Raw genomic sequence first — 15,493 nt, 5'->3', positions numbered from 1 at the left:
TTTCTGGTTTGAAAGAAGCAAAAGAGGCACAAAGTCAACTAGTTCAACGAATTTAGATCAGATAGAAATACACAATATTTAAGCATAATGGAGATTCCAAGCAAGTACAACCCGGCCGAAATTGAAGATAAATGGTATAAATACTGGATGGATCAGGGCTTTTTTCACTCTGTTCCCGACGAGCGTGAACCTTACACAATTGTCATTCCGCCACCAAACGTTACCGGAGTGCTGCACATGGGTCACATGCTCAACAATACCATTCAGGATATTCTGACACGCCGTGCACGTATGTTGGGAAAAAATGCTTGTTGGGTACCCGGCACCGACCACGCGTCAATTGCAACAGAAGCAAAAGTAGTTGCCAAACTAAAGGATGAAGGAATCTCGAAATCGGATCTGACTCGTGAAGCATTTTTGGAACATGCCTGGGAATGGACCCATAAACATGGCGGCATCATCTTGGAGCAGCTGAAAAAACTTGGTGCTTCGTGCGACTGGGATCGGACATGCTTTACGATGGACGAAAAGCGCAGCGAATCGGTGCTAAAAGTATTTGTAGACCTGTACAGTAAAGGGTTGATTTATCGCGGAGTACGCATGGTGAACTGGGATCCGGCAGCCAAAACGGCTCTTTCGGATGAAGAAGTGATTCACAAAGAACAAAGCGGAAAGCTTTATTTCCTGCGTTACAAGATAGCCCCCCTCGATCCCCCCGCCGGGGGGAAGAAAGAGCCGCTATATAGAACCGCGCGCAAAGCCGACTATGAGCTGCTTAAAGCAAACGCCCTAAAACTGCGAAAAAACCAGACTGAAGCTGAAAGTATCTTATGGGAATTGCTCCACGGGAATCAACTGGGCGAGAAATTCAGAAGACAGCACATAATCAATGACATCATCGTTGACTTCATTTCGCTTAAAAAGAAATTGATTATTGAAGTTGATGGTGGCTATCACAACCAACCCGACATTCAAAAACTGGATCAGTTAAAGACCGAAATTTTAACCGAACTGGGCTATCGGGTTATCCGATTCACCAATGAGGAAGTGACTGGCAACACCAACAGCGTGCTCGAAGCGATTAAAGCAGCTTTGGAAAGCTCCCCCCACGGGGGAGTTGATGGGGCTGATTATGCTGTGGTAGCCACAACCCGTCCCGAGACTATTTTTGGTGACGTGGCCGTGTGTATCAACCCCAATGACCCAAAAACAGCTCACCTTCGCGGAAAGAAATTGATTGTTCCGATTGTGAACCGTGTCGTTCCGGTTATTGAAGACGACTATGTTGACATGGAATTCGGTACCGGCTGCTTGAAAGTTACTCCGGCACATGATGTAAATGACTCTATGGTGGGGGAAAAATACCAACTCGAGACGATTGATATTTTCAACGATAACGGTACGCTGAATATCCACGGACTTCATTACAACGGAAAAGACCGTTTCGATGTGCGTAAGGAGATTGAGCAAGAATTGACCGATAACGATCTAATGGAAAAAACCGAAACCTACACCAACAAAGTAGGTTGTTCGGAACGTACCGGTGTCCCGATTGAGCCAAAACTCTCGACCCAATGGTTCCTGAAAATGGAAGATTTGGCGAAACCGGCACTGGATGCTGTGATGGACGACATCATCAAATTTGTTCCCGAGAAATTCAAAAACACCTACCGCCACTGGATGGAAAACATCCGCGACTGGAACATCTCGCGACAGCTGTGGTGGGGACACCAAATTCCGGCTTACTACCTTCCCGATGGAAGCTATGTAGTAGCCGAAACAGCAGAGAAAGCATTGGAACTGGCCCAGCAAAAACAACCCGAATTAAAACCGGAGGATCTGCGTCAGGATGAAGACTGTCTGGATACCTGGTTTTCGAGCTGGCTTTGGCCAATCTCTGTTTTCGATGGCATCAACAATCCCGAAAACAACGAAATTCAATATTACTACCCAACCAACGACTTGGTTACCGGACCGGATATCATTTTCTTCTGGGTAGCCCGTATGATTGTTTCAGGTTATGAGTACCGCCAGGAGCCCTGCTTCAAAAATGTGTACTTCACCGGTATTGTGCGCGACAAGCTAGGCCGAAAAATGTCGAAACAGCTGGGGAATTCACCTGATCCGCTCGACCTGATTGCCACTTATGGTGCCGATGGTGTTCGCGTGGGCATGATGCTTTGCTCACCGGCTGGTGGCGATTTGCTGTTCGACGAAAGCCTTCCGCAACAGGGAGCCGGATTCGTTACAAAACTATGGAACTCGTTCCGCTTGGTTAAAGGGTGGGAAGTCGACCAATCAATTCCTCAACCCGAGCATTCGAAACTAGCGATTGATTGGTTCCGCCAGAAGTTCAGCCGAATTATCGAGCAAACAGACGATCATTTCGACAAGTTCCGCATTTCTGATGCATTGATGAACGCGTACACGGGCGTCCGCGATGAGTTCTCCGGCTGGTTGCTCGAGATTGTAAAACCGGCCTACCAGCAACCGATCGATGGAAAAACCTATGCCGAATTGTTGGACATCTTCGACGAAGTATTGCGTTTTATTCATCCATTCATGCCATTTGTGAGCGAAGAAATCTGGCAATTACTGAAAGAGCGCACCGTTGGCGAAAGTATCATGGTGAGCAGCTGGCCGAAATCAACCGGTTACGACCTAAACTTCCTGCAACAGTTTGAAGACGCGCAGGAGGCTGTTTCCGGCATTCGGAACATCCGCACAAAAAACAACATTCCGAATAAAGATGCGCTGGAGCTTGCCGTGCTTCCGGGCGACAAAGGCTACTCCCCGAATCTCGATGCTGTTGTAACTAAGCTGGGCAACCTCTCAGCATTTACAACGGTTGATGCCGAGCTGAGTGGCGCCGGTTCATTCCATGTCAAATCAAGTACTTTCTTTATTCCGCTTGGCGATTTGGTTGATGTGGAAGAAGAACTGAAAAAACTGGAAGAGGAACTAAAATACACCAAAGGATTCCTTAAATCGGTTGCCGGCAAACTAAGTAACGAACGCTTTGTGAGTGGCGCTCCTGAAGCTGTTGTGGCAAAAGAGCGGGCCAAACAAGCCGATGCCGAAGCGAAAATTAAAGTTTTGGAAGAACAAATTGCCAAATTAAAATAAGCAACACCTAAGCAATAAATACGTTAAGCCTTCTGTTTTTCAGAGGGCTTTTCTTTTTCCCGGCTTTGGGGTATTAATTCCGAAAGTCTGTTTATTTTTGATTCGCTAATTTTATTTCAAAGGCCATGCTAACAAACCCAAACCCACTGGTTCAATACCTGCAAAAGCCAGCAGCTGAATTTACGAAAGATGATTTGATCCGATATGTTGAAGAACGACAGATTGAAATGGTTAATTTTCGCTACACAGCTGAAGACGGAAAGCTGAAAACCATCAACTTCATGGTTACCAGCACCCAGGAGCTGGATATTATTTTAACATCCGGCGAACGGGTTGATGGCAACAGCATCTTCTCGTTTTTGCCACCTAATCACAGCGACCTCTATCTGGTTCCCCGCTATAAAACGGCCTTCATTAATCCCTTCTCCGAGATTCCATCCATCGATATTTTGTGTTCTTTTTATGCCCCGGATGGCAAACCACTGGAAAGTTCACCGGTGTACATCTTACAAAAGGCACGCGACCAATTCAAAAAATCAACCGGAATGGTCATCAAAGTAATGGCCGAGCTGGAATACTATGTGATTAGCGATATCGATGAAAAAACATTGGTTTCGAAAAATGGCTATCACAGCGCCGAACCATATTCCGCTCACGAAAAGCTGCGGATTGAAGCACTAAAACTAATTGCCCGTTGCGGAGGAAAAGTACGATTCGGGCATGCTGAAACGGGTAACTTTATCTATAATAAAAAGCTTTACGAGCAGCACGAAATTGAGTTTTCGGTTGGCGATCCGGAAGATGCTGCCGACCAACTCGCTGTCGCGAAATGGATCTTACGCATGCTGGGCTTGAAATACCAGGTGAATGTGACCTTCATTCCAAAAATTGCGCTTAACCAACCAGGTAGCGGACTACACATGCATTTCATTGTGGAGCACGCCGGAAAAAACATCCTGATGGATCAAAACAAGCTGACCACAACCAGCTTAAAGATGATTAGCGGCATATTGGCACTGGCACCAGCCTTATGTGCCTTCGCCAATTCGACACCGGTTTCGTACCTGCGACTGATGAGCAGTCAGCAAACACCAAATTTCGTTTGCTGGGGCATCCAAAACCGTTCGTGCCTTATTCGTGTCCCGCTCGGATGGAATCGGATGGAATCGTTGTCGGCTCATGCCAATCGGCAAAGTGAAAAAGCAGAGGACCACAGCTTTCGCCAAACACTGGAATATCGTGGCCCCGACGGATCAGCAAACCCTTACCTTTTAACTGCAGCGCTAATCATGGCGGTACTTACCGGACTGCTAAACACCGATTCGGTCAAAGCCGCTGATTCGCTCCAAACAGAGGAAAATCTTTTCGACCCAGCTACAACGCATGATTTCGCAAGCCTTCCTCAGTCGTGCGAGGATGCTGCGGATGAACTGGAAAAGAAGAGAGAATTCTTTGAGGCCGATCAGGTTTTCCCGCAAGAGATCATCGATCACACACTTGAGCGTTTGCGCTCATTCAACGACAAAGAGCTCATCAATAATTTCAAAACTTATGGCGAAAACCAGGAATTTATAAAGCTGGTTGAAAGCTATTTGCATTTCATGTAATCACGAAAAAACATTCAAAAAAAATGACCTTAATAAAATCGATATCCGGTATTCGCGGAACAATTGGTGGAAAACCCAGCGAAGGGCTTTCTCCCCTCGACGTAGTGAAATTTACTGCCGCATATGCCAAGTGGCTGAAAAGCGCTTCCTCAACAGCGAAACAAAAAGTTGTTGTTGGCCGCGACGCCCGCATTAGCGGAGAAATGGTTAACGCGTTGGTTTGCGCTACCCTCTCGGGAATGGGGATCGACGTTGTTAATTTGGGACTGGCCACCACACCAACAACCGAAATTGCCGTAACAGGCGAGCAGGCCGACGGAGGAATCATCCTGACAGCAAGCCACAACCCGAAACAATGGAATGCTCTAAAACTGCTGAACGCGAAAGGTGAATTTATTTCGGCTGAAGATGGTGCTGCTATCTTAAAATACGCCGAAGAGGAAAGCTTCGAGTTTGCCGATGTTGATGATTTGGGGAGCATGAGCGAAAAAGATTATACTGCTGAGCATGTGCGTCAGGTGCTAAACCTGGAGCTGGTTGATGCCGCTGCCGTTCAAGCCGCGAATTTTTCCGTGGCTTTCGATGCTGTAAACTCGGTTGGGGGAATTGCCATTCCAGCTTTGCTTGAAGCATTGGGGGTGAAAAACATTGTTCCGATAAACGAAGAGCCTACCGGTGAGTTTGCGCACGTACCGGAACCGCTTCCGGAAAATCTGGTTGAAACCTGCCGAATCGTTCAGGAAAAAAATGTGGATGTGTGTTTTGTTGTCGACCCCGACGTCGATCGCCTTTCAATTATCAGCGAGGACGGAAGCATGTTTAACGAAGAATACACACTGGTCGCCATTGCCGACTATGTATTGGCACAAACACCCGGAAATACAGTTTCCAACATGTCATCGTCGCGGGCACTGCGCGTGGTTACCGAAAAGTACGGTTGCAGTTATGCTGCATCGGCTGTTGGCGAAGTGAATGTGGTCAACAAAATGAGGGAAACCAATGCCATTATCGGAGGCGAAGGAAACGGAGGAATTATATACCCGGCCAGCCATTACGGGCGCGACGCGCTGGTTGGAATCGCGCTGTTCCTGACTCAACTGGCCAAATCGGGATTGAAATGTTCTGAACTACGCGAAACCTATCCCGACTTCTTCATCTCGAAAAATAAAATTGAATTGACTCCCGAGATTGATGTCGATGCCGTTTTGGTGAAAATGTATGAAAAATACCAGCACGAAGAAGTGACCGATATTGATGGTGTGAAAATTGATTTTGCCAACAAATGGGTTCATCTTCGCAAGTCAAATACCGAACCTATCATTCGCATTTATGCTGAAGCGCCCACCATGGCCGAAGCCGACCAACTGGCTCAAAGCATCATTCAGGACATCAAAAGTCTTATTGGATAATTAAAAAGGATCCGATCAGGGTTAATTGATCGGATCCTTTTTCTTTTGATGCCCTTATTTTTTATCGAATATTCTGTTTTTTGGCCTCCAAATCAGCCACAATTTTTTCCTTTTCCTGAATCATTTTTTGCTGAGTCATCTCCCGAACAAGGTTCTGACTAATCTTAGTATTCGAAGATTTTATGTCTCCTTCTTTGCCCGCTATCTTTTTTCTATACGATTTTATTTGTTTGTACTTTTTTGATTTTGCCTTCGATAATTCTTTGAGTTGAACTTTCATCGCATCATACGCTGGCGTTTTTTTCGACATTAACGCAAATTCGCCCTTTTCTATCGCAATTCTCGCATCGGTCTGCCCTATTTCATTTTCAATCCCTCGAATTTCAGCCTCGTACTCTTGAATATCGACCTGGTAGCCAGAAATTGCCCTGTTTTCCCTCCGGCTATTTGATTCAATTTTCCTCAGGCTTTTTTCTTCACCCGACAAAACTTTTTCGGCTTCTTTTATTTGATCGTCGACGACACTCTGGTACACTTCCACAGCAAAACTACGGATGAAACTCTTCATATTCAAAAGACGTTCTTCCCCGGCGTTTGATTGGTTGATAAAAACAGAATCGGTGTACTCAAAGAATGCCGCAAACCGGCATCCATCGGGCGAATCGGACACACGGGCATAAACATCAAGCTTGTGATCTGAGATACTATACACATCGATTGCCCTGACGTACCATTCGTCTCCTTTTTTCTCGACCTTTAATTTATCCCGACCAACTTTGGCTTCGTCGTTTTTGAAAATATTACCAACCGAGGTGGACAGGTTTCCAAAACGTTCACTTAAACTTCTGTTATTGATATACCGTTTCCAGATTGGATCGACATCTTTAGTCGTCGATTCAGGGATTACAACCACAACAGCCATTTGCTGTCCCTTCGACATTGTTTTCTCTTCGAGTTGAACATCTATTTTTTCTTGCGCCTCAAGTATAAAACCAAGAGACAAGAAAAGGAATAGTAGAATTGAATGTTTCATTGTTTTACTTTTTAAAGAAAACGGACAAACGCATTGGTTTGTTTAGCAAAACGCACAAATGTTTAATCATTCCAGAAAACGGAATGAATTTCCCATGAGTTTATTTCCTTCACCTTTTATTTAAACAACTCGCCCGATTCATCTCGCCCAAACACTTAGCTGATTTAAAATTTAAATCACAAAAAATGTTAAGCTCAGTCAAACAACATAAAGATATAGCCATATAAAGTTTTTGATTGCATAACTTTAACAGCCTGATACACTAAAACCTAAATAAATCACGACGAACCCATTATGAAAAACAAAAAACACTATCTCCTTTTACTAATTCCCCTCGTTCTATTGATACTGATCTTTACCCTTCGATCCAACAAAAACAGCGATACCATTCTCACAACAAAAGTGCAACGCGGCGATTTTCTGGTGAAAATATATTCGTCCGGCCAAATAGAATCGGCAAACAAAGAAAACATTCCGGGTCCGCCAAAACTATCAGACCGAAGTCTGCGAATCTGGAGTTTAAAAATCACCGAGCTGGTGGAAGAAGGAACCTATGTTGACTCCGGCGACTTCGTTGCCCGGCTTGATCCGGAAGCCGTTCAAACACAAGTTAAATCCGTTCAGGACGAAATGGACAAAGCCTACTCCGAGTATCAGGATGCCAAAATAGACTCGAACCTGAACCTATCGAACCAGCGCGATGCCATCACCAACGCCAAACTCGACATGGAGGAGAAAGATATCATTGTCAAAGAATCAATTTACGAATCGCCCTCCATTCAGAAAAAAGCGCAAATGGATAGCAATAAAGCCGAGCGCAAGTTTGAACAGGAGAAAAAAGCCTACGAACTGAAAAAGCAACAGGAAGAAAACAAGGTCAACCGACAATTTATCAACTTCCGACAATTAAAGGAACGCTTCGAAGGCTTGGAAGAGTTATTCAATTCGCTCACCATCACATCGCCAAAGTCGGGCATCGTCACCTACATTAAAAACCCCTGGGGAATCACCAAAGTTGGCTCGGAAGTTAGTGCCAACGGCTCGGTTGCCACAATCCCCGACATGACAAACCTCATATCGCGAACCTATATCAACGAGATTGACATTTCGAAAGTAAAAGAAGGGCAAAAAGTTGAAATTGGGATTGACGCGTTCCCCGACAAAAATATGAGTGGTGAGGTTACAAGCATCGCCAACATTGGTCAAACCATGCCCAACAGCGATGCCAAAGTGTTCGAAGTGAAAATTAAAGTTTTTGGCGTTGACAAAGACTTAAAACCTGCCATGACCACCAGCAATGTGGTGTACACCAATTTATATAGAGACACCTTGAATATTCCGCTCGATGTAGTTTTCGAAAACGACAGCCTTCAATTTGTCTACCTGGACAATGGAAACCTTGTCCGTCAAATCGTCAAGCTGGGCGAATCGAACGAAAATTATGTGATCGTTGCCAAAGGTTTAGAGGAAGGCGATATTGTATGTCTGAATGAGCCTGAACATGGCAACGACCTACCATTGCAAGGGTTGGAGATTTACCAGGAAATGAAACAGGAAAAAGAAGAGCTCAAAAAGAAAGCAGAGGAAGCACAAGTGGAAGCTGAAAAGAAGAAAACGGAGAAACTAACAGGAATCCCTGCAGGGATGCCCGGAAGAGTCAGAATTATTCAGTAACCAAACTAAAACTCAGCGACTATGATTATCAACAAATACCTGCACGACATTGGCATTGCCATCGAGTCGATTATTACCAACAAGGTGAAATCGTTACTGACCGCATTGGGCATTATTTTCGGGGTAGCGGCGGTTATCAGCATGATGGCCATCGGAAACGGAGCCGAGCAGGAAATTCTGGAGCAAATAAAAATGGTTGGTGTCAACAACATTGTCGTTACACCATCCGAATTAACGGTAAGCGACAACAACAGCGGCAACTCGGAAGACAAAACCTCGACGAAAAAATTCTCGAAAGGACTTTCGCTGCTCGATGTTGATGCGATCCGGGCTATCATTCCATCGGTTGACAAGGTGTGCCCGGTCGTATCGTTCAACTACTCGGCGATGGTCGATGGTAAAAGTAAACCCATCGTATTGGAAGGCACCAATCAAACCTACTTCGAGCTTTTCAACATCAATCTGCAAAGCGGGCAGCTCTTCAACCAATTCCAGGACCAGGCCGGCCAGCCGGTTTGTATTATCGGCGACAATGTTCGCGAAGTGTTTTTCAAACAAGACAACCCGATCGGGAAATACATCAAGTGCGGAAAAATCTGGCTACAAATTATTGGTGTTGCCGAACGCCGCGACTTTACCGCCTCTGCTTCCGACGAAATGGGAATCAGCAGTTCCGACAATAAAATTTTCGTTCCCATCCAAACATTGCTTCTTCGTTTTAAAGACCGCTCGCTCATACGCGCCGACGAGGTTGAGAAAGTAAATTCCAACAAGGGCGGAAACGGAATTGTCATTATTGGCGGAATGGAACAAAGTGAGGACGAAATTGACAGCGACCCGAACATCAACCAGCTCAGTAAAATAATTGTCCAGGTAAAAGAAACTGAACAGCTAAGTGCCACCGCCAATATCATCAAAAAAATGCTGCTGCGCCGTCACTCCGACCTGTACGATTTTGAAGTGACAATCCCCGAATTGTTGCTCAAACAGCAGCAACGCACCAAAAACATTTTCAACGTCGTACTGGGAGCTATTGCCGGAATTTCGCTCATCGTTGGTGGCATAGGTATCATGAATATTATGCTGGCATCGGTATTGGAACGTATCCGCGAAATCGGGCTGCGACTTTCAATCGGTGCTTCAAAAAAAGATATCATCGCGCAGTTTTTGGCCGAGTCAACACTCATCAGCGTTTCAGGTGGCATTATCGGAATCCTTTTCGGCATCGCGCTCACAAAAACCATTACAGCCATCTTCGATATCAAAACCATCATTTCATTCTTCAGCATCTTTGTCGCTTTTGGCGTTTCGGCAATTGTCGGCATATCGTTCGGATATTTGCCGGCCAAACAGGCGGCCGAAAAAGATCCGATAGAATCATTGCGACAATAAGAAACGAACACCCTCAACCATTTTCAAAAACCAAAACAATGAGACGAATCGCAATCATATCCTTCATCGTATTCATGGCCTTTCCGACTTATGCTCAACCCCAGCCTATGGAACTGAGTTTGGAAGACGTCATTGAGATGGCCTCGCTGAATTCCATCGACGCTTTCCGCATTAAAAACATGTACCGGGCAAGCTATTGGGAATACCGTTACTACAAAGCCGACCGGCTGCCATCGTTGAGTCTGTCGGCAACACCTGTCAGTTTTTACCGAAGTCGTGACCTCGAGTACGACTTCGACGCCAACCAATACGAATATGTACAAAGCAAATACCTTAGCTCTGATGTAAGCCTTGAAATCAACCAGAATGTTGCTCTTACCGGTGGTAATTTCTTCGTGAGTACAGACTTGGGACGTGTAAAAAACATGGGGAGTACAGAAACTACAAGCTTCCAGTCAACGCCCATCAGCATTGGCTACGAGCAATATTTAACCGGGTACAATGCACTAAAGTGGGAAGCTAAAATTGAACCAGTGAAATTTGAAAAAGCGAAAAAGGAATTAATTGAATCGCTCGAATCGCTTTCGATTACCGCGGCCACCAAGTTCTTCAACCTTGTTGATGCTCAGATACAATTGAAAATTGCTCAAAACAAACTAGCCAGCAACGACACGCTTTACCGCTTGGGAAAGGGACGCTTTCAGGTTGGCACCGTTACCCAGGATGACCTGTTAACTCTGGAACTGGAATTATTGAGGGCAAAACAATCTCTAAACGAGTCGAACTCGGAAATTCAGCGTGCGCAAGCCGATCTGAACTCTTTCCTTGGTCTGGACAAAGCCACGAAAATTAGCTGCATCGTGCCATACGAGGTTCCCGACATTCAGATTGATGCAGCCACCGCTATCGAACAGGCAATGCAAAACAATCACATCACCCTCTACCATCAGCAACAGTTACTCGAGCAGGACGAAGCGGTTGCTCAGGCAAAAGCTGAAAGCGGCTTCAACACCCGAATATATGCTGAATACGGCTTAGATCAATCGTCGGACAAATTTGCTACAGTCTACAATAATCCGGGAGATCGGCAGATCGTACAAGTCGGGCTGAGCATCCCGATTGTTGATTGGGGCAGCAACAAAGGCCGCTACCAGATGGCTCAATATACGCGCGAAGTACTGCGGGCAACTGTCGAACAAGACCGAATTGATTTTGAACAGGAATTGTTTCAGGATGTTTTGGAGTTCAATCTTCAAGCCGAACAGGTGAAAACTGCGGGGCTGGCCGACACGGTCGCCAACAAGGGGTACGAAGTGGCTTTGCAACGCTTCCTGATTGGAAAAGTTGATGTGGTGAAACTGAATATTGCACGGGCAGACCTGGAAACCGCCCGTCGCTCTCACATCTCTGCAATCCGCAAATATTGGAACTACTACTATACCCTGCGGATGAAAACCCTTTTCGATTTTGTAAAAAACGAAACACTAACAGCCGAATATGACGAAATCCTCAAAAAATAAGCCCAATGAAACAAAATAAGCGATTACAAATTATTGGAGGATTGGCAGCACTATCTGTTTTGGTTTTGGTTGGGCTTGTCGTTGTTTTTAACAGCACCGAAACCAGCGATACCTGCACAATTTCGCGAGGTAATCTGGTCGCTTCAATTTCCGGCCGTGGTGAAGTTCACGGTGAAAAATCGATCCCTATTGAATTGGCAGATGTACTGCAGGATTACCAGCTGCGGGTTTGGAGATACAAAATAACCGAGCTGATTGCAGCTGGCAAGCAAGTAAAAAAAGGTGATTTCATTGCCCAACTCGACCCCAGTGAACTAATGAATAACATGCGCGAACGGAAAACTGAAAAGGAAAAAACTGATTCGGACCTGATAAATGCGGTTATCGACAGCACAGTGACCTTAACGGCTAAACGGGAAGATATTTACAACGCCTTTCTCGAGTTACAATATAAGCAAATCGACCTCGACATGTCGAAATTTGAATCGGGAGCCGAGCAGCGAAAAGCCAAGATGGCCTACCAAAAAGCACAAATCCTGCTCGATAAAGCCAAACGCGATTACCAGTTGGAAGAAAACCGGCAGAAAGTCAGAATCTCGAGATACGAATCAAACTCAAACCGTCTAAACGACGACATCGGCAAGTTCCAGAAGGCAATGGCTGCGTTGCGGATAAACTCTCCGGGAGACGGCATTGTAATGATCGGGGAAGATTTTACCGGAAAAAAACTCACCAAAGACAGTCAGGTATATTCCTGGAGACCACAACTCGCCACCCTCCCCGACATGTCATCGGCCATTGTAGAAACCTATATTAAAGAAATCGAAATTACTAAAATAAACCTTGGCGACTCGGCCCGGATTGTTGTCGACGCGCTGCCCAACAAGGTGTTCACCGGAAAGGTGATTAAAATTGCAAACATGGGCGAAGAAAAAAGCAGTTTCGACATGAAAGTCTTCCTCGTACTTATCCGCTTCGACCGGGTGGACAACGACCTGAAACCGGGAATGGCCTGCAACAACGACATTATTTTCGCCAATTGCAACAACCAGTTGCTCGCCCCTTTGAAATCGGTTTTCAGTAAAGGAACCGAGCGAGTAGTTTACTTGAAACGGAGTGGTAAAATCATGGAACAACCAGTGGTACTGGGAGCCGAAGACGAGGAAAATGTGGTTATTCTGAATGGATTGAATGAAGGAGACAAAATACTCCTTCGCCAGCCTGAGACAGGTGAAATCAGCAGCTAAACCCAAAGATCAGGATACGCGAAACATCCGAAACAAAACACCCCTCGTAATACAAATTCAAGCATCTAAAAGACTTAAAAAACAATGGCCAATCCAAAATAGATTTTATCTTTGTTGGTTCGTAAAAAACTATAAAAATTCAAAAACAGATAAGTTATGAAAGTTACAGTAGTTGGTGCAGGTGCTGTAGGAGCAAGTTGTGCTGAATATATCGCCATTAAAGATTTTGCTGATGAAATCGTAATTGTCGATATTAAAGAAGGATTTGCCGAAGGTAAAGCAATGGACCTTATGCAAACCGCCTCATTAAACGGATTCGACTCTACAATTACCGGAACAACAGGTGATTATTCAAAAACAGCGAATAGTGATGTTGCCGTAATCACCAGCGGTATTCCCCGTAAACCGGGAATGACTCGCGAAGAATTGATCGGCATTAATGCCGGCATCGTAAAAACAGTTTCTGAAAACCTGATCAAATACTCGCCCAATGTGATCCTGATTGTGGTTAGTAACCCAATGGACACAATGGCTTATCTGGCACACAAAGCAACCGGCTTGCCTAAAAACCGGATTATTGGTATGGGTGGTGCACTGGATAGCGCCCGTTTCAAGTTCCGTTTAGCAGAAGCGCTGGAATGTCCTCAGTCGGATGTTGAAGCCATGGTAATTGGCGGACACTCTGATACCGGAATGGTGCCATTGATCGAAAAAGCAGTTCGCAACAGCGTTCCTGTTTCTGAATTCCTGACAAAAGAAAAAATGGCTGAAGTGGTTGAAGCAACTAAAGTTGGTGGCGCCACCCTGACCAAATTACTCGGAACAAGTGCCTGGTATGCTCCCGGTGCTGCTGTCTCTGAGTTGGTTCGTGCCATTGCATTGGATTCAAAGAAAATGTTCCCCTGCTCAGCCCTGTTGGAAGGTGAGTACGGACTGAATGATATTTCACTTGGCGTACCATGTATTCTGGGTAAAAACGGGATTGAAAAAATTGTTGAAATCTCATTATCAGATTCAGAAAAAGCAAACCTGGCAGAAAGTGCCGAAGGTGTAAAAGCCGTAAACGCATTATTGTAAGTTTAAACCATATTATGCAATAGAGAAAAAGCCACTGCCTGCGCGGTGGCTTTTTTTTCGCCCTGAAATGATATTCTCACCTTAAAATTCGTCCTTGTTCCCCGGGGAATAGCAGAGTGAAACAAAGATGAACGACTAACGAATTCGATTATCTTTACCTGCACCGGATGCCCACACATTCAAAATTTCAAAACACATGTTTCGCAAATCGATTGAATTGTCAATAGAACTGGTAGAATTGGAAGAACACAACTACCACCTGATGCTGAAAAGTCGTCTTTCTGACGGACAAGAAGCCTGGTGGATTGTCGACACCGGCGCCTCAAAAACGGTATTCGACCGAAACCAAACCGACTACTATACCGAAGTTGTTGAAACCGGCAAACAGCAATACCAGAGCGCCGGAATTAGTGAAGGAATGGTAGACACTAAAGTTGGGAACATTTCGAAACTACATTTTGGAAACCTGAAAATTAAAAATCTAAAAGTGGCTCTTATCGACCTGAAACATGTAAACGAAATTTACCAAAAATACCACGACAAACGCGTGGCCGGGCTGCTTGGCAGTGATGTTTTAGCCAATTATGGCTGTCGGATTGACTATGGAAATAAAATCATTTCGTTTCAAACAAAGCCAAACCATAAATAACGCCCGTAAAATCTGTTATAAAATAGACTGGCGTCAGGTGGTCTTTATCCAAAAATGAATATATTTGCCGACTGTTAAAAATATCTAAAAGGCTGTTTTATTCAGCGTTTACCATTTGAAACAACATTGATGACCGTAAAAAAATACATCACCCGAAAACTAATTTTCCGCCTGTTGCTTTTCGCAATCATGGTGCTTTCGGCTGTATTATTTGACGCTTATCACCAAGGCTCGGAAACATTGGCTGAGCAAATGAACCAACGGTCTCAATCATCACAGATCATGATGAGCACCAATGGATTCTGTGTAACTCCCGCAAGCACTTTTAAACTAATTAACGGAGCCGACAAGCTTTTCTCCGGACTGGTATTTGCCGGAACCCGCAACCAACTAATGGCTGAATGGCATAACCACAGGGCTTTCCACCTTCTAAAGGCCGACAGCTTTAACCGGCAAAACCCTTTTCTGCTTTCTGCTCATTTCATGAAATTCAACTGTTGTCACCAAACCACACCCGACGACAGCTCTGCCTCAGCTTAATTTTTCGTGGGCTTCCAGGCTTATAAGCCAAGCTCCTTCCCGGAAGGATTCCGTCTGCCCGAATTCAATAGCAATACGATTCAAAACAAACAATAGATTTAAATTTTATAACTCATGCAAAACAAAGGATTAATCAGAACTTTTGCCATTCTGCTGGCATTGGTTTGCGCTTACCAGCTCGCCTTTACATTTGTAGCCCGCAAAGTTGAAAAAGATGCG

The 15,493-nt window shown here is 44.9% G+C and carries 11 protein-coding genes; 10 read left to right on the top strand and 1 reads right to left on the bottom strand.

All coding sequences use genetic code 11. The features are described 5' to 3' along the window. The first annotated feature begins 87 nt into the window (after positions 1–87). The 3 genes from ABZD21_RS14625 (at position 88) to glmM (ending at position 6,142) form a co-directional block, all read left to right on the top strand. A complete protein-coding gene (locus tag ABZD21_RS14625; RefSeq protein WP_372775804.1) occupies positions 88–3,126 on the top strand; it encodes a valine--tRNA ligase in 3,039 nt (1,012 codons plus the stop codon). Positions 3,127–3,251: 125 nt separating this feature from the next. Next, positions 3,252–4,733 carry a glutamine synthetase family protein gene (locus tag ABZD21_RS14620; protein ID WP_372775803.1) on the top strand — a complete coding sequence of 494 codons (1,482 nt, stop codon included), beginning with the start codon at positions 3,252–3,254 and terminating at the stop codon, positions 4,731–4,733. A 23-nt stretch (positions 4,734–4,756) separates the two neighbouring features. Continuing rightward, positions 4,757–6,142 carry a phosphoglucosamine mutase gene (gene glmM, locus ABZD21_RS14615; RefSeq protein ID WP_372775802.1) on the top strand — a complete coding sequence of 462 codons (1,386 nt, stop codon included), beginning with the start codon at positions 4,757–4,759 and terminating at the stop codon, positions 6,140–6,142. A 61-nt stretch (positions 6,143–6,203) separates the two neighbouring features. Here the strand turns inward: glmM and ABZD21_RS14610 are convergent, their stop codons facing one another. Next, positions 6,204–7,175, bottom strand: coding sequence for a hypothetical protein (locus ABZD21_RS14610; protein WP_372775801.1), 972 nt, complete (start codon positions 7,173–7,175; stop codon positions 6,204–6,206). A 294-nt stretch (positions 7,176–7,469) separates the two neighbouring features. Here ABZD21_RS14610 and ABZD21_RS14605 point away from each other — a divergent pair, with 294 nt between their 5' ends. From ABZD21_RS14605 to ABZD21_RS14575, 7 genes are all read left to right on the top strand, one after another. Continuing rightward, complete coding sequence (locus ABZD21_RS14605; RefSeq protein WP_372775800.1) at positions 7,470–8,849, top strand: efflux RND transporter periplasmic adaptor subunit; 1,380 nt, start codon at positions 7,470–7,472, stop codon at positions 8,847–8,849. Positions 8,850–8,870: 21 nt separating this feature from the next. Continuing rightward, complete coding sequence (locus tag ABZD21_RS14600; protein WP_372775799.1) at positions 8,871–10,241, top strand: ABC transporter permease; 1,371 nt, start codon at positions 8,871–8,873, stop codon at positions 10,239–10,241. 38 nt (positions 10,242–10,279) lie between these two features. Further along, the gene (locus tag ABZD21_RS14595; RefSeq protein ID WP_372775798.1) at positions 10,280–11,761 is read left to right on the top strand and encodes a TolC family protein; all 1,482 of its coding nucleotides are present in this window, start codon (positions 10,280–10,282) and stop codon (positions 11,759–11,761) included. Positions 11,762–11,766: 5 nt separating this feature from the next. Beyond that, complete coding sequence (locus ABZD21_RS14590; RefSeq protein ID WP_372775797.1) at positions 11,767–13,008, top strand: efflux RND transporter periplasmic adaptor subunit; 1,242 nt, start codon at positions 11,767–11,769, stop codon at positions 13,006–13,008. Positions 13,009–13,164: 156 nt separating this feature from the next. Next, entirely contained in the window at positions 13,165–14,085 is a 921-nt protein-coding gene (gene mdh, locus ABZD21_RS14585; protein ID WP_372775796.1) for a malate dehydrogenase, read from the top strand. A 196-nt stretch (positions 14,086–14,281) separates the two neighbouring features. Beyond that, on the top strand, positions 14,282–14,734 hold the full coding sequence (locus ABZD21_RS14580) for a retropepsin-like aspartic protease (RefSeq protein ID WP_372775795.1): 453 nt from the start codon (positions 14,282–14,284) through the stop codon (positions 14,732–14,734). A 129-nt stretch (positions 14,735–14,863) separates the two neighbouring features. Beyond that, complete coding sequence (locus ABZD21_RS14575; protein WP_372775794.1) at positions 14,864–15,274, top strand: hypothetical protein; 411 nt, start codon at positions 14,864–14,866, stop codon at positions 15,272–15,274. Positions 15,275–15,493 lie beyond the last annotated feature (219 nt).

The organism is Mangrovibacterium sp., from assembly GCF_041596335.1.
In the GTDB taxonomy this organism is placed as follows: domain Bacteria; phylum Bacteroidota; class Bacteroidia; order Bacteroidales; family Prolixibacteraceae; genus Mangrovibacterium.
The sequence above is the reverse complement of the archived record's forward strand: the minus strand, read 5'-3'. Positions and strand labels throughout refer to the sequence as shown.